Here is a 23,696-nt window from a genome sequence, read left to right on the forward strand (position 1 = left end):
ATCATGCCGGGACACAAATCTAGATGTATCACACCCTCTTTGAGACAAAAACCGTGCTATAATTCTCTCATCCATTCCTCATTCTTCCCTCCATGCCTGCGCGCTTCTTCACCTGGATCATTATCCTCTTCTCCCTCACCGTGGGAGCGGTTCTTTGGTGGCGACTTCAGGGGAAAAATCAAGGTCAAGCCGCAGAAACGATGAATGCGACGGTTCCAGGACCAACATCCTCCATTCTTGTCGGGCACTGGACACTTGATGGGAACGATGTTGTCTGGGGCGATACGACCAGTGAAATCAAAGACGTCTCGGGGTATGCGAAACACGGCGACTCTTCAAATCTCACAGCAGGAAGCGCAGTGGTAGGGCGAATTGGTCAGGGACTCCTTTTTAATGGAAGTAGCGACTCCATCTCTCTCGGCAATGTCTACAACGGCGTGAAAACCGTTTCCTTCTGGGCAAAGCCAAACTCAACAACACAGCCCTTTATTGATTTGAATGGCACAGCGACAATCAATATGACGTCCAGCACGGTAGCGGCGAATAACTTTACCAGTCCGACAATCTATGTGGATGGAACGGCAACCAGCACCTTTCCCAACACCAACTGGCATCATATCACTGTGACGACTGGAACTAGCATTAATGCGAGCGCAGCATATTTGGGAAAAATCGCGAGCAGCTATTTCGGTGGTATATTAGATGACCTACGATTCTACTCAACTGAACTCTCTGCGACGCAGGTTGCCGATCTCTACAGAAGTAGCGGCGCGAAGCAAACCATCAACTTCGGCATGGAAGGCACCTTGACCGATGGGCTCGTCGGGCACTGGACGATGGACGGAAATGACGTCATCTGGGGCGATTCGAGTAGTGAGGTGAAGGATCGAAGCGGGAACGGCAACGACGGGGATGCCGTGGGTCTCACTGCTTCCTCCGCCGTGATTGGCAAATTGGGGCAGGGGTTGAGTTTTGATGGGACGAGTGATGAGATTAGTGTCCTCGGTCCGACCATTACCAATACCCATTCTTTCGTCGCATGGATTAAGCCGTCTGGAAATCTCGGAGGGTACAATTCGTTAGTGGAAAGTGACACTACCTTTATAGGCGTTTACCTTCAGGATAGTAGCAGTTCTCAATGTTCCTTTGTTCAAACTCTTAATTTCTACTATTCAAGTACAAGTCATTGCAGTAACACAGAAATTACGGATGATATCTGGACGCATGTCGCAGTGATAAATAATGCAGGATCTGTCACTTTTTACGTAAATGGTGCCCCTGCCGGAACGGCGACAAGTGCTCCGGGTTACACTGCCGGAATGATCGGGAATGGGAACTCCACCTCTTTTAAGGGTTCTCTCGACGATGTCCGCATGTATAACCGGGCACTTTCTGTAACCGAAGTGACTAATTTGTATACCATAGGGAAATAGTATTCACCTCCCATTTTTTTGCTATGCTTCTTTTGTGGTATTCTTAAAAAAATCTCAACCAAAAAACCATGAAACAAAATTTGCTTGCATTCACGCTCTCTTCGATTGGACTATTTTTCTTCCTTCTTCCTGCGCATGTTTATGCCGCTCAGACAACAGGTGGCGTCAACTGGCTTGATCCACTTGGGTATCAAAAGCCGGCATTTTATCCGATCACGGTACCGGATGAAGCTACCGTGACAAACAAATATTATGTTGATATGAGTTCGGGCTCTGGAAGTGCGTGCTCTTCTTCAAGTCCCTGTGCCAATATTGACAATGTAATTGGAAAACCAGGTACAACTGGCGGGCCGGCCTATGTGTACGTTCGTGGCACGGGCAATCTTTCGCTCTATAATGATTCCTTCTACGGATCCGCAGGGAATGAAATCGTTATCAAGCCGTGGGGTACAGCGACCGCAACTTTTACTAGCAATTCAAACACCAATAGCTCCAATGTGCATCACCTCATATTTGATGGTGGCTCGAATTTGGGAATTCGATTTCAATCCTCCGCTGGACAGTACTCCTTGCATGTTCTCTCGAATGATACGACGATTTATCGGACACAAAGTTTGTGTTCAGGATCTGGTGCGCTCTTGTTTTCTGTTGGCGATAGCAAGGTAAACTCAAATGTTGCATTTATCAATAATGAAGGTTATGGCTGTACATCTACTAATGATCAGGTAAGTTTTGTGTATGCTGGCCCGGGGGGTGGAGGCGGTTACTCAAACTTGAAAATACTCAATAATATTATTCGTGATATGGGTGGTGAGGGTATTGAAATCAATCCTCGTGTTACTTCGAATAACCTCGAAATTACAGGAAACGCGATTCATAATATTGGGAAAGTTACTTGCTCTACGGCATGGAACTGCCGTCCCGGTATTACTATGAGCGTACAGAGTGGTGGTGGTAACAATGGAACGGTTATTAAAAACAACCTCATCTGGGACACAGGTTCTGGTTGCGTGTGGGATAGGGGTGGAGGTACTCCCCGACCACTTATCGTGAACAATACATGCTACGATTATGCTAAGATTGGTAGTGACCCTTGGCCGAATGGCATTGCTGGGTATTCCGGCCCTGGAACAGCAACTGTATCGAACAATATCATTTACGCTCCAAACGGAACGAATCCACTGGATGGTACCTATGCGGGGACCAACAACCTTTGTGGCTCCGGCAAATCCTGTGGCTCCTCCAGTCAAGCATGGAGTGCTAGCACGTTTCTCTCAACGAACGAAAACACATCGAACTTTCTTCAGATAGGTATAAATTCTACAGCCAAAGATACTGGCATAACCATAGCGAGTGTCACAAATGATTATGCCGATAATACTCGCCCTGTTGGCTCTGGCTGGGATATCGGCGCTTACGAATACGGTACCTCCACTCCCGACACCACCTCCCCCACCTCTCCCACCACTCTCGCCGCAAACGCCACCAGTGCCTCGAGTATCACCGTCACGTGGAATCCAGCAACCGACCCCACTACCGAGGGGCAGGCAACATCGGGCATCACTGGATACCTCATCGAACGCTGTACCGGACTCTCGTGTTCCACCTTCACCCAAGTGGGAACTCCCACTTCCAACAGCTACTCCGACACCGGTCTCACTGCCACAACTCTCTACCGCTATCGCGTACGAGCAAACGATGGAGCCGGCAACAATTCTTCCTACTCAAACATTGTTTCCGCCACCACCCCCCAAGCCCCTCCTTCTCCCACCTTCGTCTCCGAATACGAAACTCCCTGGAATACGAGTACCTCTCCCAAGACAACGAGTACTTTCAATGTTCAGTCAGGCGACATCCTCGTCGCCTATGCCGTGAATGAAAACTCCGGAAGTGTCATCACGACTCCTCCCACAGGAACCCTCTCCGGTACCTGGACACTCAAGCAAACGATTGCCGCCAGTAACGCCACCTACCTCCGTCTCTGGACGATGAGTGTCGCAACAAGCCAAACCAATGTGAATGTTGTCTTCACGAACGCGGGAGGCAACTTTGGAGGAGACGTCCTCCACTTCCGAAACGCGAGTAGTGTCGGTGTGACCGCCCAAGCCAACAGTGCGACCGGAAACCCAACCCTCACACTAAACGGCGTCAGTGAAAACTCATCCATCATCATGGTAAACGGAGACTGGAGTGCGAAGACTGGAGCAAGAACCTACAATACCACCCAAGCTGGATCCTTCACAGAAACCTCTGCCTATGCCGACGGATCAAGCTATGGAGTCGAAGCGGGCTACTACGAAAATGCCGGAACAGCAGGAAACAAAACAATTGGAATCTCTGCCCCAACCGGTATGTCTTGGTCACTCGCCGCAGTAGAAGTGAAAGGGAGTGGAACACCATCAAGTTCCTTCTCCTCCTGCTCCACTATCACTCCCGCCACCTTCCCAGGGAGTACCTACACCGGCTATGGTGCTCCCTATGATGTCTTTGCGAGTAATACTCCTCTCATAGCAACAGAGTGTAGCAGTGGTGATACCCATACCCTCAAAGCAACACTCGGCATTACGGGAGACACTACTCGAATCGTCTATACCAAAGGCTACTACTATGACCCCGGTATTGCTGACTGGCATCAGTTTACCGGTACCTGTACCGGTGCTCTCAACGGAGAATGGTGCCAAGGAAGTATCACGACTTCCATCACCGATACCGATATCTCAACCGCGAGTGCCACAGACCCTGCCTACCTTGTGGGGATGACCTGCTCGGTGCAGGGTGGCGGGTGGAAGTGTGGGTGTCGGGATACGGCGTGTTCAAACTTCTATTGGCAGGTGCAGGGGGCGGGGTTGTAGGGTGAGGGGTGGTGGATAATTTCCAATGAGCTGAGGTCTGAGTATGGTATACTAAAGGAAGTATTTTTTGTGTGACAAGATTGTAGTATGAGTATACAGGATCTCGAAGAACAACTTCATAAACATGATGGCGAAGTTCGCGAACCATCTCGGACAAGTGAATTCGATCCGGGGCATGTTGCAGATGATGCCAAAAATGCACTTGAGCAAACGAGTGGGTGGCGCATGGTACGCAATCGGTTTTTTGCTGATCGGGCAAAGACGATTCGTCTCGGAGTGCTTGCCATTGGAGGTATAGCGTTCATTGCGCTTCTTGTAGGAACATTTGTTCGTATTCGGCAGTCTTTATTTTCGCAAGATCGCGTCACGGTTTCTGTTATGGGTCCGAGCAATGTGAATAGTTCAGATGTAACCGATTTTGTTATTTCTTATGAGAATGCCAATCGTTCGAGGCTTGCGGATGCGGAGCTCATTGTTTCTTATCCGCCGAACTTTGTTCCAGAGGGGAATGCCAGTATCTTCCGAAATGATGCCTCGTCGAGCATTGTGACGCTCGGAGATATCGCTCCTTTTGGAAAAAACAGCCTTGATTTTTCAGGGAAATTCTACGGATCCAAGGATTCGATTGCGTATATTCGCGCCGAGCTTCGTTATCGACCGAGCAATGTGCAGAGTCGATTTTCTGTATCAGGACAGAAAAGCGTCAATTTGCGGAGCGCTTCTCTTGCTGTCGAATTGGAGGCTCCGCTTTCGGTGTCGCCTTCGGGGGAAGTGACATATCTGGTAAATTATGAAAATACGAGTGATGCGACACTTGCGAATGTTCGTATGAAGGCAACGCTTCCGTCGGGCTTTTCCTTGAAAGATGCTGATCCGAAACCATCGGAGGGAGAAGTCGTATGGTATCTCGGGAGTATTGCTTCGGGCGAACGAGGGAAAATTCGCCTCACAGGGAATATGAATGGTGTGCCTAACGAGACCAAAACGGTACGGGTTGAATTTGGTACTTTCCAAGGAGACAACACCTTTTTTTCCTACAGCAATGCCGAACGAACGACGCGCATTGTGTCAGCGCCTTTTAGTATTCGACAATCTTTGAATGGTGCAGTACCGAAGGCGGTGAATCCTGGCGATCTTCTCAGATATACAATAGCGTATCGCAACGACAGTGAAATAGCGCTTCGGGAGGTAATCGTCACTGTGGAATTGGAAGGGGACGCGTTGGACTTTTCTCGGCTTCGTCCGGAGAAAGGCGCTTATGATAGTCTCCGAAAGGTGATTACGTGGAAGGCATCCGATGTAAAACAGCTTGGAAATCTCGTGCCGAATGCCTCAGGCGAAATCGAATTCAATGTGCCAGTTCGAGATGACCTGGTGCCGCAGAGTACTCTGACAAAAGATTTCCAAATAAAGACGACGGCAAAAATTGAAAGTCCTGATGTCCCCAATCCTGCAGGTGCCAACAAAATCATTGCAACAGACACCATGTGGGCGAAAGTAAATTCGCGCCTTCTTCTGGAAACAGCTGGGTATTACAACGACGGAGCGCTCCCGAATACCGGACCGATTCCTCCGAGAGTGGGTCAAAATACGACCTATACACTGCATTGGTCGCTTTCGAATACGACCAATAATGTGACAAATGCAGAGGTGTCGGCAGATCTTCCAACAGGCGTCACGTGGACGGGGAATACGTTTCCAGATGCAGAAAAAATTTCCTACAATGAACGAACTAATAAGATTGTGTGGAATGTCGGCAGTCTTGGTGTGGGCGAGGGCATATTCTCACCGAAGCGCACGGTTGCTTTCCAGGTATCGATTCGCCCGGAAGTGAATCAACTCAATATATCGCCGACATTGCTTGAAGTATCGTCAGCAAAAGCAACAGACGTCTTTACGAATGAGACGATTCAGTCGGGAACATCAGAAAAAACAATAGGTCTCCGTGAGGATGCATCTCTTCCGCCAAATGGCTACAAGGTGGTGGGAGAATAGCTCATTGTGTCGAATTTCTCTTGACCATGTTTTTTGTTTTGGGTAGGGTAGAGACATGGATTCGCATTTCGAGATTTTGCAGACAGATGGATCTGAGCGAAGAGGTCAGATTTATACGGCACACGGCGTTTTGGAGACGCCGTTTTTTATGCCGGACGCGACGCGGGCAACGGTTCGCGGTATTGAGCCGGGAGCGATTGTTGATTCCGGTATCGAGGCGCTCGTCGTGAATACCTATCATCTCTTGCTTCGTCCGGGGTCGGAGCATATCTCTCGTTTGGGCGGGGTGCATGAGTTTATGCGATGGAATGCGCCGATACTTTCCGATTCCGGAGGGTACCAGGTGTATTCATTGATACATCGACATCCGGAATGTGGCTCGGTATCCGAAGAAGGCGCGCTTTTCCGCTCGCCCATCGATGGCTCGAAACACCTGCTCACTCCCGAGCGCGCTATAGACATCCAGTTCGATCTTGGCGTTGATATGATGGTGTGTCTCGACGATCCTCGCCCCAATGATGCCTCGAATGCGGAAGCTACCCTCGCTGTTGAGCGCACGCTTCGCTGGGCAGACCGATGCAAGGTGCGCTATGAAGAGCGTCTGGCGCAAGAGAAGGAGGAGGGTGACAAGAAGCAAAGACCGCTTCTCTTCTCGGTTGTTCAAGGTGGTATGGATATGACACTTCGACGACACTGTGCTGAGGCGCTTGCGGCGATTGGTTTTGATGGATACGGTTTCGGTGCGAGGCATCTTGATATGGAAGGGAATTTTCTCGAGGACGTGCTTCGCGAGACGGCCGCATGTATTCCAGTGAGCGCGCTTCGATTTGCGCTTGGTATCGGGACACCGAGAGATATTGTGCGCTCTCATGCTCTCGGTTGGGATATGTTCGATTGTGTGATTCCGACACGAGAGGGACGGCATGGGAGAGCATTCCTTCGCCATGCCGAGTGTGATATTCGAGACGAGTCTTTCTATGAAGTCGCCAATGTGACGAGTGAGCGATTTCGAGACGATGCTACTGTGCTCGATGAGGCATGTGATTGTTTGGCGTGCGCCGGAGGTTTCTCCCGAGCCTATATCCGGCATCTCTTTGCAACCGGCGAAGTGCTCGGGTCGCGACTCCTCTCGCTTCACAATCTTCGGTTCTACGCCACACTCATGGATGAACTGCGCGGACGAGATGTAAAGGCGGGAAAAGTTGCTTCTTGAAACGAAATTTGTCGAGTATATGCGCATTTGACAAATTTTGGCGGGGAGTTTATACTCTTAGGAAAGTCAGGAGAAAGGCGGACTCTTAGGGAATCATGATTGTGGACAGAAGCCCCTGGGATTCGCGTGGAGTGGTTCGGTTTCCGAACCAAAGAGGAAAAGATTGCCATGCAGGAAGAGGGAAGATATGATAGGAAGAGAAAGTGTACGAAGGGTCTTTTTCAAGCGAATGTCAACGCTTCTGTCTCGGAGATATAACAATTCATTGTAAGCGAGTCTAACTTCTCATCCGCTGCCGTCTTTCGGGAGAATTTTTTGTTCTTCTGCGAGGCGAGAGAAAGGATGAGCGTCTTTCTATGCCCAAAAAAGAAGAGGTCAGAAAAGAGGAGAAAGTGCTGAAGATTCGCGATTCGTTTCGATCGGGTTCATCTCTTTCGACACGGAAGTTCTTCAAGCGACGCATCATGGTGTCGCTTCCCAATCTTATCGATGTTTTGACAAGCTCGTACACGTGGTTTTGGGACAAGGGCTTCAAAGAATTGCTTGAAGAAGTAAATCCTATCCGCGACTTTACCAACAAAGATCTCGAGCTTCGTCTCGGTGAATACTATCTCGATGAGCCGAAATATGACGAAGTGACCGCCAAGGCAAAGAATATTTCCTATGAAGCGCCACTTCGTGCCAAGGCGACGCTTACCTTCAAGAAAACGGGCGAAGTGAAAGACCAAGAAATTTATCTTGGCGAATTCCCTATCATGACCGATCGGGGAACTTTTATCATAAATGGCGTTGAGCGCGTGGTCGTGAGTCAGCTTATCCGCTCTCCAGGCGCGTTCTTTACGATGAATTATCAGAAGGGCAAGAAGCTCTTTGGTGCGAAGATTATTCCAAATCGCGGCGCCTGGCTCGAACTCGAAACCGATCTCGATGGGGTTATCTCTGCGAAAATAGACCGGAAGCGAAAGGTGCCAGTGACAGCGCTCCTGAAAGCATTTGGCTGCGGGAATGATGCGACGCTACGTGAACTGTTTGCAGGAACCGATACTGGAGAAACGCACTATATCGAGGAAACACTCTCCAAGGATCCAACACGGACACAGGGTGAAGGCTACAAGGAAGTCTACAAACGACTTCGTCCGGGTGACCTCGCAACTGAAGAGAACGCGAAGCAAATGATTGACTCGATGTTCTTCAACTATGAACGCTACGACTTTGGAAGTGTCGGGCGATATCGTCTCAATCAGCGACTCGAAACCAATCGTGAAGATCTCGAGGCAAATCGCGTCCTCAATGTTGATGACCTCGTCCTTATTATTCGCGAAATTATCAGGCTCAACAATGATCCGGAAGCGCGACCGGATGATATCGACCACCTCGGCAATCGTCGCGTGCGCGCTGTCGGTGAGCTCATTCAGAACAAATTACGTGTCGGACTCTACCGCATGGTGAGGAATATCAAGGATCGCATGAGTACCTGTGATGTCGAGACCGTCATCCCGGGACAGCTCATCAATCCGCGTCCGGTTGCGGCGGCAGTGAAGGAATTTTTCTCGAGTTCTCAGCTCTCGCAGTTCATGGATCAGGTGAATCCTCTCGCAGAGCTTGAACACAAGCGACGACTCTCAGCGATGGGTCCGGGCGGACTCACTCGTGAGCGCGCGAGCTTTGAAGTGCGCGATGTTCACTCGTCGCACTATGGACGTATTTGTCCGGTGGAAACGCCGGAAGGTCCGAATATTGGACTCGTAGGTCATATGGCGACCTATGCACGCGTCAATGAATACGGATTCCTCGAGACACCGTATCTGCGCATTCAGAAAGATGTCTCAGTTGAGAATCCAAAAGAGCTTGAGGGAAGAATTCTCAATGAGTCGATAGCAGGAAGTGAAGTAGGTACACTGATTGATGAAGCGCTTGCCGGGAAAATTGCCAAAGAGCGAAAGACTGGAACGATTCGCGTGAAGCCATTTATTACACTCACGATTGATTATCTCAATGCCATTGTCGAAGATCGAAAAATTATCGCACATGCTGGTATCGATACCGATGAAAAGAACAATATCATAGAACCGCTTGTCGAGGCGCGTGTGAATGGCCACCCGGAAATGATTGAGACGGAGCGCATCGACTATGTAGACGTTTCTGTGAAGCAGTGTATTTCTGTAGCAACATCACTCATTCCATTTTTGGAACACGACGATGCAAACCGCGCTCTCATGGGTTCGAACATGCAACGTCAGGCTGTGTCTTGTGTGGTGCCAGATGCGCCACTTGTTGGAACAGGCATTGAGGACAAGGCAGCAGCAGATTCCGGACAGGTGATACTCGCTCGGCAGGATGGCGAAGTGATTGAAGTGGATGCGAGCCATGTTGTTGTGCGCGAAGAGGCGCCGGTCGGCTCGAAGAAAGCGCATTTTGATCGCTCCTACACACTCAAGAGTTTTGCGAAGTCAAACAATTTCACGAGCATGAACCAGGTGCCGCGCGTTGTGAAGGGGCAATCCCTCAAGCAAGGTGACCTCATTGCCGATGGCGCCTCGACTGATCGTGGTGAATTGGCGCTCGGGCAAAATGTCGTTGTTGCCTTCGTGCCATGGCAGGGATACAACTTCGAAGATGCGATTATCATGTCGGAGCGATTGCTTCATGAAGATCGCTATAGTTCTATTCATATCGAAGACTTTTCGCTTGATGTGCGAGATACAAAGCTTGGTCCCGAAGTCGTGACGCGCGATATTCCCAATATCGGTGAAGACCGTCTCAAGAACCTCGATGAACAGGGTATCATCCGTATCGGTGCCGAAGTGTCTTCGGGCGATATTCTGGTTGGAAAAATTTCTCCGAAAGGTGAAGGTGACCTGACGGCAGAAGAGCGACTTCTTCGCGTGATATTCGGTGAGAAGTCGCGTGATGTGAAGGATTCTTCGCTCTATCTCCCGCACGGCGAACGTGGCAAGGTGGTTGATGTAAAAATCTTTTCCCGAGAACAGGGCGACAAACTTTCCATGGGCGTGTTCCAACAGGTGCAGGTCTCAGTGGCACAACTTCGCAAGGTCTCAGTGGGAGACAAGTTCGCTGGTCGTCATGGAAACAAGGGTGTGGTTTCTCGCATTGCGCCGATTGAAGATATGCCATACCTCGAAGATGGGACACCGGTTGATATGATTTTGAATCCGCTTGGTGTGGCGAGCCGTATGAATATCGGACAGATCTTGGAAACGCATCTCGGATGGGCGGCAAAGAAACTTGGGTATACTGTGGCAACTCCGGCGCTCGATGGTGCGACGGAGATAGATATCAAGACCGAGCTTCGCAAGGCGGGACTTCCCGAAAACGGCAAGGTTCGACTTCGCGATGGGAAGTCGGGAGAATATTTCGACAATGAATCGACGGTTGGCGTCATGTATGTCATGAAACTCAATCACCTCATCGATGACAAACTTCACATGCGTTCTATCGGACCGTACTCCTTGATTACTCAGCAGCCATTGGGCGGCAAGGCGCAGTTTGGCGGACAGCGCTTCGGAGAAATGGAAGTGTGGGCGCTCGAAGGATATGGTGCCGCGCATACACTTCAGGAAATGCTCACGATCAAATCAGACGATGTACTTGGTCGATCGAAAGCGTACGAATCTATCATCAAGGGCGAGCCTATCAAGAGTCCGAATATCCCCGCGTCATTCCATGTTTTGGTCAATGAATTGAAAGGTCTGTGTCTCAATGTTGAATTGGTTGGCGCAAAGCCGATAGTGTCCGAAGAGGATGACCATTCATAAGTGAAGGAACATCTCGATACGTACAAAAGAAAGAATCCATCGAGATGAATTGTTGAGTCGACACTGATAAAAAATACGCAATTTCGTATTCTTCAACTCTAATTTTCCCAACACTATGATGGAAGAAACTGGTACCACTAAAGTGAGTGATTTCGAGAGCGTTCGCCTGACGCTCGCTTCTCCCGAGCAAATGCTCGAGTGGTCGAGCGGGGAGGTGACGAAGCCCGAAACGATTAACTATCGCACGCAGCGCTACGAACTCGACGGACTCTTCTGCGAGAAGATTTTTGGTCCGTCGAAGGACTGGGAGTGTTATTGTGGCAAGTATAAACGCGTGCGCTATAAGGGTATTGTCTGCGACAAGTGTGGCGTCGAGGTGACACGATCAGTAGTGCGCCGTGAGCGAATGGGGCATATCAAACTTGCCGCACCGGTTTCGCATATCTGGTTTTTGCGCGGTGTGCCGTCGAAAATCGGCTTGGCGCTCGGACTCTCTCCGCAGGAAGTGGAGAAAGTCGTGTATTTCTCTTCATACATTGTCACTTCTGTCAACGAGGAAGCGCGAGAACAAGCAATCAATCAATTGGAGCGCGAGTACAAATCGAAGCAGGGTGATGTTCGAGAGGAATCTGGTACCACGAAGCATGTCGAAGAGGGACTTGATACGCTGAAGGATCAGTATCGCACCGCAAAAGAAGATATCAAGAGCATCGAACTCTTCCGGGTCTTGTCCGAAGTCGAGTATTTCAATCTTTCGACGCGATTCGGGCAGATGTTCACGGCGGGTATTGGCGCCGAGGCTATCCGAAAGGTATTGGAACAACTCGATATCGATCAGACGCTTGAGAGATTGAAAGAGGAACTCGAGGCGAATGGCATGAATGATGAGAAGAAAACACTTCAGCGACTGAAGCTCTTCCAGGGATTCAAAAAAGCAGGATTGAAACTCGAATGGATGCTTCCGACGATGATTCCGGTTATTCCACCAGACCTTCGTCCGATGGTGGCGCTTGATGGAGGACGCTTTGCGACGTCCGATTTGAATGATCTCTATCGTCGTATTATCAATCGCAATAATCGTCTTCGGAGACTCCTCTCAATTAATGCGCCCGAAGTTATTACGCGCAATGAGAAGCGTATGCTTCAGGAGGCGGTCGACGCGCTCTTCGACAATAGCGCACGACGCGGTCAGGCATCGACAGCCGCCTCGACTGGACAACGGCGACCACTTCGCTCGCTCGCCGATGCGCTCAAGGGAAAGCAAGGGCGATTCCGACAGAACCTTTTGGGAAAGCGTGTCGATTATTCCGGTCGGTCAGTTATTGTCGTGGGTCCACAGCTCAAGTTGCACCAGGCGGGATTGCCGAAGAAAATGGCACTCGAGCTCTTCAAGCCTTTCATCATTCACAAAATGATTGAGAAGGAATATGCCCACAATGTTCGTACTGCCGGGCGTATGGTGGACGCGGAGACCGAAGAAGCCTATGAAATCTTGGATGAGATTATCGAGCATCACTATGTGCTCTTGAACCGCGCTCCGACACTGCACCGATTGTCTATTCAGGCATTCCAACCAGTCTTGATTGAAGGAAAGGCGATTCGTCTTCATCCGCTTGTTTGTTCGGCGTTCAATGCAGACTTCGATGGTGACCAGATGGCTGTGCATGTTCCGTTAACCGATGAGGCCCGTGCAGAAAGTGCCAATCTCATGTTGTCGTCAAAGAATCTCTTGAAGCCGGCATCCGGTGAACCAGTCGTGACGCCATCGCTTGATATGGTGCTCGGTATTTACTACTTGACGCACATCAAGAACGGCGCAAAGGGCGAGGGGAAGATATTGGGTTCCATGAAAGAAGGTGTCTATCTCTATGACTCTGGATTGGCAGATGCGAATGCTCGCGTGAAGCTCTTGTTTAATGATGAAATCATCGAGACTTCAATTGGGCGAATTCTTCTGAATGATATTTTGCCGAAGTCGCTTCAATTTGTGAATGCAGAGATGACGAAGAAAGATCTCAAGGGTTTGGTGGCGCAGATACTCGCGACTGAAGGGAATGAACAAGCGGCGCTTTTTGCAGACCGTGTTAAGGATTTGGGTTTCCGCGCGGTATCACATTCCGGTATTAGTTGGGGCATGGACGACCTTGTTGTGCCACCCGCGAAGAAGGCGACTATCGAGGCAGCGGAGCGACAAATCGCCGAAGTGAAAGAGCAATACCAGATGGGACTCCTCACGAACGAGGAGCGTCGGAACCGGGTTATTGAAATATGGAATGCGACCAAGAATATCATTACTGAATTGGTCCGAGAGTCGATTGATAAAGACGGCCCAGTCTACTCCATGATTTATTCGAAGGCGCGCGGTACTGAGTCGGTTGTCGTGCAGATGACAGGTATGAAAGGACTCATGGCAGGTCCAACCGGAGAGACATTGGAACTCCCGGTGAAGAGCTCCTTCAAGGAAGGTTTCAATGTGCTGGAATACTTCATTTCGACGCACGGCGCGCGAAAGGGTATGGCAGATATTGCGCTTCGTACAGCGACAGCTGGCTATCTGACCCGTCGACTCGTCGATGTGTCGCAAGACGTCATTGTACGCGAGGCGGACTGTGGTGATACCGAAGGAGCAACACTCTATCGCGAAGACAGCGATGGTGTCGGCGTTTCCTTCGCCTCTCGTGTTGAGGGTCGTGTGTCGCTCGAGCAAATCAAAACTGAAGCAGGAAAGATTCTCGTGAAGAAGGGTGAGCTCATTACAAAAATGCAGGCGCAGGAAATTGAGCGTCGCGAGCTGCCGAAAGTGCATATTCGAAGCGTTGTCACGTGCCGGACGCGTCGAGGTGTCTGTCAGCGATGCTATGGCGTCGACTTGGGACGAGCATCGCTCGTACAAGAGGGACAGGCGGTTGGTATCGTTGCCGCACAGGCAATTGGTGAGCCGGGAACACAGCTTACGATGCGTACCTTCCACATTGGAGGTGTCGCCGGATCGGATATCACGCAGGGACTCCCTCGCGTTCAAGAAATTTTTGAAGCTCGTCAGCCGAAGGGGGAGGCGATTATTTCGGAAGTGGATGGGAAGGTTATTTCTATCCTCAGTGAAAGTTCTAAGACGATTTCTATCAAAATAGAAACGGCGGATGGTGAAATGAAAGAATACCTCGTACCCACAGGGAGTGGCATCCGTGTTGAGAAGGGGGATCTCATTGCAAAAGGACAATCACTCATTGAGGGAAGTCTCGACCTTCGAAAGCTCTTCGAAGTCATGGGACGCGAAGCGCTGCATCGCTACATTCTTCGAGAGATTCAGGAGATTTACGCCTCCCAAGGTGAAGGTATTAATGACAAACATATTGAAGTCATTATTCGACAGATGCTCTCGCGTATTCGCATCTTGGATTCCGGTGATGCTGATATTCTCCCGGGTGATATTGTCGAGAAAGATCAATTCGAAGAGGCAAATGAGGAAGCGGTTGCTACAAACGGGAAGCCCGCTATTGGCGAACAACTCCTCTTGGGCATTACCAAGGTGGCGCTTTCGACTGAGTCTTTCCTTTCCTCGGCATCGTTCCAGGAAACGGCGCGAGTGCTCATCAATGCTGCCGTCACTGGTCGTGCTGACAAGCTCCGTGGTCTCAAGGAGAATGTGATTATTGGGCGATTGATTCCTGCGGGAACTGGCTTCTTGGAACGCCGGTCAGCGTCAGTGTCAGCTTCTCCCGCAGTGTCTCCTGAGGCGTAAGCTTTTTGGAGAGCTGTTTGTGAAATGCTAGCGAGAAAACAGCCCCGGAATATCGGGGCTGTTTTTGTATGGGAAGAAAATGATTTTCACAAGACTTGGAGTATCGCTTTCCTTTTCTGCTCAGGATTTGGTATAATACCTTATTATGGGAAGAAAAAAGAAAACAAAAGAAGTATCTCAACCCGATCTGGAGGATGATGACCGAGCGGAGTCGCCAGGTATTCTTCATCACGACGTGAAGCGGAGTATTGCCGCAGTCTTTCTTTTTACGCTGGGCATTCTTTTCGCACTTGGATTTTTCAAGAGTGCGGGAATTCTGGGGACATTCTTTGATCGTGTAGCAGGACTTGGTCTGGGGTGGGGAAAGTGGATTTTCCCATTCCTCTTATTTCTTGCTGGTATCTTCCTGTTTCGTCGTCGGACAAGCTCGTGGTCGGACGCAGTGAAGCTCGGGGGGCTTTCAATTGCATTTTTGAGTTTCTTGGGGTTTCTTCATTCACTTCAGAGTGGCGATTTGGCGCAGCTTGCAGTGAGTGGTCGTGGTGGAGGATATATCGGTTTTGGGCTTGCATCTCTTTTTGGAAAACTTGCAGGGACACTCGGTGGCACGATTTTGTTTGTCGCACTCTTCCTTATCGGTACGATTGCGGCGTTCAATTTCTCATTGCTACGATTTTCAGATTCGCTCAGTGAATGGACGAAACGGCGAGATCTGAACGACGTGACTTCCGATGATGAGGCAGAATCTGAGAAGACATCAGGTGACGGTACGACTGTAAGTGAATCAATACCACAAGATTCTCATGGAGTTGATGTGCCAATTGTTGACCCGATTGTCACTGAGAAGGAGAAGCTCGAGCAAGAGAATATCAAACGTATTCATTTCCCGCAAGAGAATGAAAAGAATGTAGAAGGAAGAAATGCCGAGGCACAGAAACATGCGGAACTTGCGTCGGTGCCTGCCTATTTTCTCTCGGGCGAACGAAAGCCATTTGTGGTAACCCCTCGCCGATCTTCGCGGAAGCGGACATTTTGGCAATTGCCGACATCAGATCTCTTGGATACGTCGAGCGAGGAGGGATTTGGAGGGGATACGGAGGCACGTGCGGAGATTATTCGACAGACATTGGAGAATTTCGGCATTCCTGTCGTGCATCATGCGACTATGGTTGGTCCAACCGTGACGCAGTATATGTTCAGTCCCGCCGGTGGCGTCAAACTCTCTCGCATCACGACGCTGTCAGACAATCTCGCACTCGCTATGGAGGCGCCTTCTATTCGTATACAGGCGCCAATTCCCGGGAAGGCGCTCATCGGTATCGAGGTGCCCAATCAGGTGCAAGCAATTGTTCGACTTCGGAATATTTTGGAAAGCCAAGCCTTCTTGAAACGAAGCTCTGCGCTGACCGTGGCACTTGGGAAGGATGTGCATGGTGACTACGCTGTCGCCGACATCGGGAAGATGCCGCACCTCTTAGTTGCGGGGACTACGCGAAGCGGGAAGAGCGTTTTTATCAATGCGCTTCTTTTGTCGCTGCTCTATCAAAATGCACCGGATGATCTTCGTCTCATTCTCATCGATCCGAAGCGCGTGGAACTCTCGCTCTACAATGGTATCCCGCACCTTATCACCGATGTTATCGTTGAGCCAAAGAAAGTAGTGAATGCGCTCCGCTCTATGGTGGGTGAAATGGACCGTCGATACAAGCTTCTTGAGCAGGTAGGGTCTCGAGATATCGAATCCTATCATGTGCGGTGTGCTCGCGGAGAGAGGCGAACAGTGCCTCTGCCGGGTGGTGGATCGCGCGAGGAAGATCTGCCCAAGCTCCCGTATATTGTCATCGTAATCGATGAAATGGCGGACCTCATGATGTCGCATGGGCGCGAGGTGGAAGGAGTTATCGTGCGCCTCGCGCAGATGGCGCGCGCGGTGGGCATTCACTTGGTACTTGCAACACAGCGCCCGAGTGTTGAGGTTATCACGGGGCTTATTAAAGCAAATATCGTGACGCGCATTGCCTTCCAGGTGGCGACGCAGATTGACTCGCGCACGATTCTCGATCAGGGTGGTGCGGAGAAGCTCATTGGACAGGGCGACATGCTTTTTACAACGGCTGGATATCCTCAGCCACGGCGAATCCAGGGACCATTTGTGTCCGAAGACGAGGTACGCAATGTTGTTGAATTTATCCGAGAGCAAAAACTCGCTGCCGGCTTCGAAGAATCGATTGATGGAGAAATTTCCACAAGCTCTCCTATACGTGAGCGAGAGTTTGCGCTTCCTTCGCTTCCTCGTGCGGATGGCAATCTCGAAGCGGCGCCGGTTGGTCCTGACGCTGAATCATTTTCGCATCCGGAGAAACTCTCCGATGGCATTGTCTTTTCGCTTGATGATGCGTCTTCATTGGAAGAAGATCAGGATCCTCGATATGAGGAAGCGCGACAGGTGGTGCTCGAATTTCGCCAAGCATCCACGTCATTTCTTCAGCGGCGCATGGGACTTGGGTATTCTCGAGCAGCAAAGATTATCGATTGTCTCGAGAAAGCCGGCGTCGTCGGTCCCAAGGATGGCTCCAAACCTCGAGAGATCCTTGCTTCAAGTGGCACCCCTGCCAATGTTTCATCTCCCATTGATTCTTCAGTATCCGACTCGGATGATGAGGATTTGCCAACGGAGAGTGCTCAAGATGACAAGTGGCAGGTATAGATACCGAGAATCTCTTGTGAGATCAAGAAATTTTCTTGGATGATGGGTATTGAATTGTTCCAGTGCAATTCATTACCACCTGGATCCGTTACACGTACTAGCCACCCCCTTTATGAAACTCTCCCTCACACATTTCCTCCAGTGGGGCGGCATCGCTGCCGTGCTGCTTGTTGTCGTCGGACTCAACTACGATTTCGAATCCAAAGCCGGCATGCAGCTCAATGGTTCTGTCGAGAGCTCGCTCTCCCAAGGGATGCGCGGCTACTGGAAACTCGATGACGGCTCCGGCACCAATGCGACCGACAGTAGTGGAAATGCAAACACTCTCGCCATGACTGGCTCTCCCACCTGGAGTGCCGGACAAATCGGTCCATACATGCTCGACTTCTCCGGAAGCGGACAATACCTCTCCGTCGCCGATCCCGCAAGCGGTGTCCTCGACTTTGCCAATGGAGCCGACTTCTCTCTCACGGGCTGGTTCAATCGAGACACTTTCACCGCCGACCACACCATCGTCGCCAAGAAAACCGACCAAGCTACCAATGCCGGCTATGTCGTCTGGATAGATGCCTCTACCGATACGGTCAACTTCGAAATTTCTGATGGTACCTATACCTACGAAGCAGACTCTACCACAACATTCACATCAACCGGTTGGCATCACTTCACTGCCGTCTGGGATGATAGTCGTGGTGCCTCTGTCTATATTGATGGAGGACTCAATGGAAGCACAGAAACCTCTACCAGTAGTATAGGAGACCTCTCGAATGCCAATGCCTTCCGTATCGGAGCCGAATCCGACGCCGGAGTTCCTTTTGATGGCAAGCTCGATGATATCCGCGTCTATGGCTACGCTCTCTCTGCTGACGAAGTAAAGAAGCTCTACAATACCACGAGCCCCGCCCAACCCGTCGACACCTCCTTGGTCGGGCACTGGACGTTTGATGGTCCGGATATTCAGGGGAGTACCGCAATAGACAGGAGTAGCTTCGGGAACAATGGGACGATAACGGGAGCGGTACCGGTGAAGGGGAAATTGGGCCAGGGGATGGGGTTTGATGGGACGGGGGATTATGTTGAAACAAATTCAACCATTCCTGCTTCTGGAGCATTCTCCATAAGTGCGTGGATCAATATGAAACAAATAAACGATCTCCCCTCAATTGTTAATACGAGCAACTCGATTTTTTATTATAGTTCTTATGTCAGTCGTCTTTACTGGACGAACAATAACTACTCTACAAGAGTAGGAGGATCTTCCGCTTTAAATATCAATCAGTGGTATTTTGTGGTGGTTGTAAATAACAGTGATGACACGGCAACATTATACATAAACGGTACACAAGACGGGACAGCCAATCAAGCCGCGGGCTCAAGACTAGCAGGAGGAGAAATTTGTATAGGTGCTCGTTCTGATGGCCTGAAGCCTTTTAATGGGATCATTGACGATGTTCGCTTCTACAACCGCGCCCTCTCCGCAAGCGAAATCACCAACTTCTACAACATGGGGCGGTAAAACAATTAGCCGACCCTGGACGGAAAATAATTTTTTTCTTATGCAGTACGTCATTCATAGTTTGGTTGGGAGTAGGATTGGTTCGTTCTGTTTTTTGGTAGCGGTTTTTGTTTTCGGCGCGGCGGTTGTTTTTCCAGGAAAGGCGGAAGCAGCGACGTACTATGTGTCGAAAACAGGTGCAGATAGCAATCCCGGCACATCGCAGCAGCCGTGGCTGACTATAACCAAAGCGGCAAATACCATGGTCAGCGGTGATACAGCGCTGGTGGCTGCTGGGACATATAACGAGACCGTGCGAACGGTACGCCACGGAAGCGTAGGAAATAGAATCACATTTCGAGCAAATGGGATTGCCAAAGGAAGCAAATTCTTTATTGATCATAATTATGTAACTGTAGAAGGGTTCAGTTTATCGGGATTTGGCGCGGTTGAGTCAATCGGTGACTATTGCGAAATCTCCAGTAACACATTTACGAACGGTGGGATTTTTTTTCCTCCGAATAGAGACCAAAAAGCGGACTATTGCGTTATCCGTGGCAATACCATTACCGTACCAACGCCGCAGGGAGCGGATTTCCCCACGATCATGATCTATGGCGATAATAATCTTATAGAGAATAACGAGATTGGACCCGGCTATGATGTTGACTCATTCCGTCCGTTCGGATCAAACAATATCATAAGAAACAACTATATCCATGACATTTCTTACTCGCCGGGAAGTGCGGCGCACATAGACGTACTTCAATTCTACGGCATCAACGGTGATACCGTATATAATTTGCTATTTGAGAAAAACAGAGTCGCTAATTCTCAAGGACAAATGTGGATGACGGAGGTCCAAGGTGCAACCACCCTGAGTGACGTAATTATCCGCAACAATTTATTTTATAATGTTTCACAAAACGCTTATATAGGCGTCCCTAATTTTGAGGTATATAACAATACCTTTGTGAATACAGGGGTTATTTCGGTGCAAAAGGATTCGTACAAGATGAATGGCATAAATGCCAAAATAAAGAACAATATCTTCATTACAAGTAAAGATGCTAATGCATCTTATGTTTATAACTTCATTGTTGCAAGCGGGGGGCCTAACCCGCAGGCAGATTACAACTGCGTAGCCTCCAATAGCTACAATACGATTACGTCTTTTTCAGAAGCAAACGGAATCAATGGGTGCAACCCTTTATTTGTTGATCGCTCCACTGGTGACTTCCGTCTCTCGACTGGCAGTCCAGCAATTGATTCGGGGGCGAGTCTTACCGTTAACGACGATATTACTGGGTTAACGCGTCCAGTAGGGGCTGGGTGGGACATCGGCGCCTACGAATACACTTCCGGCACCCCCCTCGACCCCGACACCACTTCTCCCACTTCTCCCACCGGCCTCGCCGCAAACGCCACGAGCCAATCGAGCATCACCGTCTCCTGGACCGCCTCGACCGATCCGATAGTCGCGGGACAGACCACCTCAGGTATTTCCAATTACATCGTCGAGCGCTGCCAAGGCTCCGGTTGTTCCACCTTCACCCAAGTCGGCACTCCGACCACCTCTCCCTTCGTCGACTCCGGCCTCACGCCAAACACCTTTTACAACTATCACGTCCGCGCGACCGATGCCGCCGGGAATCTCTCCGGCTGGTCCAATGTGGTCGGTGCGACGACCCAAGCTCCTGATACGCAAGCGCCCACAGCTCCGAGCAATCTCCAAACCTCCGTCGTCTCATCCTCCAACATCAACCTCGCCTGGACGGCAAGCACAGACAATGTCGCCGTCACCAATTACACCGTCGAACGCTGCTCCGGAACTTCCTGCACCACCTTCACCCAAATCGCCACTCCAACGACCAACTCCTACTCCGACGCCGGTCTTACGGGAACGACGACCTACCGTTACCGAGTCCTCGCAACCGATGCCGCCAACAACACTTCCCCCTACTCGAATATTTCTTCCGCCACGACCCCCGTTGCGCCTCCCGTCTCCCAGTATCTCCAGGCGGGCTACAACTTTGCCGAAGGCACCGGCACCACCACCCAAGACATCTCCGGTCACAACCACACCGGTACTCTCTCCAATACCACCTGGTCGACGAGCGGCAAATACGGAAACGCTCTCGACTTTAACGGAACGAGCAGCTCTGTCGGTATTGGAAACTGGAACATTCCCGGAAGCGCCATCACCCTAAGCGCCTGGGTACGGGCGGACGACTGGAAGACGGACGATGTCCGCATCCTCTCCAAAGCAACCGACAGTACCGAACAGGGTCATACCTGGATGCTCTCCGATTCCAATAGTCTCCTCCGCTTCCGCCTCAAAACCGGTGGCACAACCACAACCCTCGTTGCAACGAGCGGCACTCTCCAAACAAATGTCTGGACTCATGTCGCCGCGGTCTATGACGGAAGCACGATGACACTCTACAAAGACGGACTCGAAGTCGGAAGCCAAGCCAAAACCGGCACCATCGATCAAAACACCGCCAACATTTCAATCGGAGCAAATCCCGAAGGCTCCAACTCCTTTGACGGTACGATAGACGATGTCCGCATCTACAACAAGGCGCTCACGCAATCAGAAATCCAAACCGATATGAATACCCCGCTCACCCAAGGAGGAAGCGGAACCCAAGTTTGCAACACCGTGACGACCGCGAACTTCTCCGATGCCGCTTACAACAGTTACGGCGCGCCTTTCGATGCGTTTCAAACGAGTACGAATCTGATGAATGCACTGTGCACCAGCGCCGACACGCATACCATCACGTTCACGACCGGAGTAACGGGAGACACCGCGAGAATCGTCTACACCAAAGGCTACTGGTACGATGCAATAGGAAGCGCCTGGCGACAATACACCGGCACCTGCACGGGAGCGCTCAATGGCGAGTGGTGCCAAGGCTCCGTCTCCGCGACGATCACGGATGCCAATGTCTCCACTTCCGGGACGGGCTCACCCACCTACCTGGTCGGGATGACCTGCAGTGTGCAGGGAGGTGGGTGGAAGTGCGGGTGTCGGGATACGGCGTGTGCGAGTTTCAACTGGCAGGTGCAAGGGGGAGGGATGTAGACGTGTGGAAGTGTGCACGCCCGTATCGTTCCTTCGCAAGGCGGGGTTGCGGGCAGGGGAAGGAGAGTGTATTCATATTGTTGAACTTTATGAAAAATGAGATGTTGGAAACGTATATAGTGAGTCAAGTCCGAAGTGGGGTGAGAAAAGCCGATATTCAGGAAATGTTGCTCGCGGTCGGGTGGTCGGAAGAGGATGTGGACGCGGCGTATGCGCGAGCGCTTATTGCGGCGGGCGTGCCAGTTCCGGAGGGAATAGGGAAGGCGCTCGCAGCGAAGAAGGCTTCGACGGTTGACATTATGATTGGTTTCTTCTCATTCATTTTGCTGGGCATTATCGTGTCAGCGCTCGGCTCGCTCTTTTTTGAAATAATCAATCGGTACTTCCCAGATACTGTTGTAAATGCTGGACTTGGATCAGTTGTCTCGTCGGATGCGGTGCACTACTCGATGGCAGCGCTTTTTGTCGGGACTCCTTTGTACTTCTTCGCGATTCGTTTGTGGTTTCGTCGGTTTCGCGAAGATGATGCTCGCGCAGAATCTCGCCTGACTAAGTGGGTGACCTATCTCGTCCTTTTAATTGCTGCTGTCACGATTGTTGGTGACTTCATTGCGATTCTCTACACGTTTCTTCAGGGGGAAATCAGTGTGCGATTTTTCCTCAAGGCGATCGTGATTTTTGGAATTTCTGGAATGGTGTTTGGCTTTTATTTTCTGGAGAGGAAGAAGATTCAGTACAAGCACGATATTTCTCGGCAGGTATTCCAATCGTTTGGATGGGGACTTCTCGGCGCTGTTGTACTTGGAATCATACTGGGATTTCTGGCAGTTGGCTCTCCAGCTCTGGAGAGGAATCGAACATTTGATGCGCGTCGCGCGAGTGATTTGGAGAGGCTCGCGGGGTGTATACGTGGCTATGCGCAAGACTTTTCTCGTTTGCCGAAGGCACTTTCGGATTTGAAGCAGTCGAGCCAATATGGATATTGTTTGTCATTGGGAGATCCTGAGACGGGAGAGCCCTATGAGTATCGTGCTGTGAAAGGTTTCGCTTTGTTGCAAGATGGGAGTGAGGCACAGTTTGAATTGTGCGCGGTCTTCTCCTTGGAATCGAAGGGAGATGAGGCAATGACTCGTCAGGTGTCGTACGATGTTCCGATGGGCGCCTCTGGAGGCAAATGGGCTATGCACACATCTGGGAGGAACTGTACATCTGAGACAGTTATCTTGAATCGAAGTGCTCAGCCTTCTCCAATGAAGCCTTCGTATTGACAGAAGGGCTCAGTATGGTACGCTGGAAAAACAACCGAAAAGGCCTTTCTTGCTCCGCCTCGGGGTTTCCCTGAGGATATGGGCGGGACTCGAGACTTTACAGTCCGTGGCGCCTTTTTGCGTT

The 23,696-nt window shown here is 50.4% G+C and carries 10 protein-coding genes; all 10 read left to right on the plus strand.

What is annotated here, in order from left to right; genetic code table 11:
- The first annotated feature begins 92 nt into the window (after window positions 1–92).
- Complete coding sequence (locus tag IPJ67_00310; GenBank protein ID QQR77586.1) at window positions 93–1,433, plus strand: hypothetical protein; 1,341 nt, start codon at window positions 93–95, stop codon at window positions 1,431–1,433.
- Window positions 1,434–1,501: 68 nt separating this feature from the next.
- Window positions 1,502–4,285, plus strand: coding sequence for a fibronectin type III domain-containing protein (locus IPJ67_00315; GenBank protein QQR77587.1), 2,784 nt, complete (start codon window positions 1,502–1,504; stop codon window positions 4,283–4,285).
- 87 nt (window positions 4,286–4,372) lie between these two features.
- Window positions 4,373–6,280 carry a hypothetical protein gene (locus IPJ67_00320; GenBank protein QQR77588.1) on the plus strand — a complete coding sequence of 636 codons (1,908 nt, stop codon included), beginning with the start codon at window positions 4,373–4,375 and terminating at the stop codon, window positions 6,278–6,280.
- Window positions 6,281–6,335: 55 nt separating this feature from the next.
- Window positions 6,336–7,493, plus strand: coding sequence for a tRNA guanosine(34) transglycosylase Tgt (tgt, locus tag IPJ67_00325; protein ID QQR77589.1), 1,158 nt, complete (start codon window positions 6,336–6,338; stop codon window positions 7,491–7,493).
- A gap of 464 nt (window positions 7,494–7,957) precedes the next feature.
- A complete protein-coding gene (locus IPJ67_00330; protein QQR78017.1) occupies window positions 7,958–11,269 on the plus strand; it encodes a DNA-directed RNA polymerase subunit beta in 3,312 nt (1,103 codons plus the stop codon).
- A 118-nt stretch (window positions 11,270–11,387) separates the two neighbouring features.
- Window positions 11,388–15,011 (plus strand): DNA-directed RNA polymerase subunit beta', encoded by a 3,624-nt coding sequence (gene rpoC, locus IPJ67_00335; GenBank protein ID QQR78018.1) that lies wholly within the window; start codon window positions 11,388–11,390, stop codon window positions 15,009–15,011.
- 145 nt (window positions 15,012–15,156) lie between these two features.
- Window positions 15,157–17,718 carry a DNA translocase FtsK 4TM domain-containing protein gene (locus IPJ67_00340; GenBank protein ID QQR77590.1) on the plus strand — a complete coding sequence of 854 codons (2,562 nt, stop codon included), beginning with the start codon at window positions 15,157–15,159 and terminating at the stop codon, window positions 17,716–17,718.
- 112 nt (window positions 17,719–17,830) lie between these two features.
- Window positions 17,831–19,234: a LamG domain-containing protein gene (locus IPJ67_00345; GenBank protein QQR77591.1), complete on the plus strand. Its 1,404-nt coding sequence runs from the start codon at window positions 17,831–17,833 to the stop codon at window positions 19,232–19,234.
- Window positions 19,235–19,274: 40 nt separating this feature from the next.
- On the plus strand, window positions 19,275–22,304 hold the full coding sequence (locus tag IPJ67_00350) for a fibronectin type III domain-containing protein (GenBank protein QQR77592.1): 3,030 nt from the start codon (window positions 19,275–19,277) through the stop codon (window positions 22,302–22,304).
- Between the two features lie 101 nt (window positions 22,305–22,405).
- Window positions 22,406–23,572: a hypothetical protein gene (locus tag IPJ67_00355; GenBank protein QQR77593.1), complete on the plus strand. Its 1,167-nt coding sequence runs from the start codon at window positions 22,406–22,408 to the stop codon at window positions 23,570–23,572.
- Window positions 23,573–23,696: the final 124 nt, after the last annotated feature.

The organism is Candidatus Moraniibacteriota bacterium (assembly GCA_016699385.1).
Taxonomy (GTDB): domain Bacteria; phylum Patescibacteriota; class Minisyncoccia; order Moranbacterales; family UBA1568.

Bases quoted from the DNA above. Each gene is read 5' to 3' on its own strand.
- IPJ67_00310 (QQR77586.1), top strand. From the start codon at position 93: ATGCCTGCGCGCTTCTTCACCTGGATCATTATCCTCTTCTCCCTCACC.
- IPJ67_00315 (QQR77587.1), top strand. From the start codon at position 1,502: ATGAAACAAAATTTGCTTGCATTCACGCTCTCTTCGATTGGACTATTT.
- IPJ67_00320 (QQR77588.1), top strand. From the start codon at position 4,373: ATGAGTATACAGGATCTCGAAGAACAACTTCATAAACATGATGGCGAA.
- tgt (QQR77589.1), top strand. From the start codon at position 6,336: ATGGATTCGCATTTCGAGATTTTGCAGACAGATGGATCTGAGCGAAGA.
- IPJ67_00330 (QQR78017.1), top strand. From the start codon at position 7,958: ATGGTGTCGCTTCCCAATCTTATCGATGTTTTGACAAGCTCGTACACG.
- rpoC (QQR78018.1), top strand. From the start codon at position 11,388: ATGGAAGAAACTGGTACCACTAAAGTGAGTGATTTCGAGAGCGTTCGC.
- IPJ67_00340 (QQR77590.1), top strand. From the start codon at position 15,157: ATGGGAAGAAAAAAGAAAACAAAAGAAGTATCTCAACCCGATCTGGAG.
- IPJ67_00345 (QQR77591.1), top strand. From the start codon at position 17,831: ATGAAACTCTCCCTCACACATTTCCTCCAGTGGGGCGGCATCGCTGCC.
- IPJ67_00350 (QQR77592.1), top strand. From the start codon at position 19,275: ATGCAGTACGTCATTCATAGTTTGGTTGGGAGTAGGATTGGTTCGTTC.
- IPJ67_00355 (QQR77593.1), top strand. From the start codon at position 22,406: ATGTTGGAAACGTATATAGTGAGTCAAGTCCGAAGTGGGGTGAGAAAA.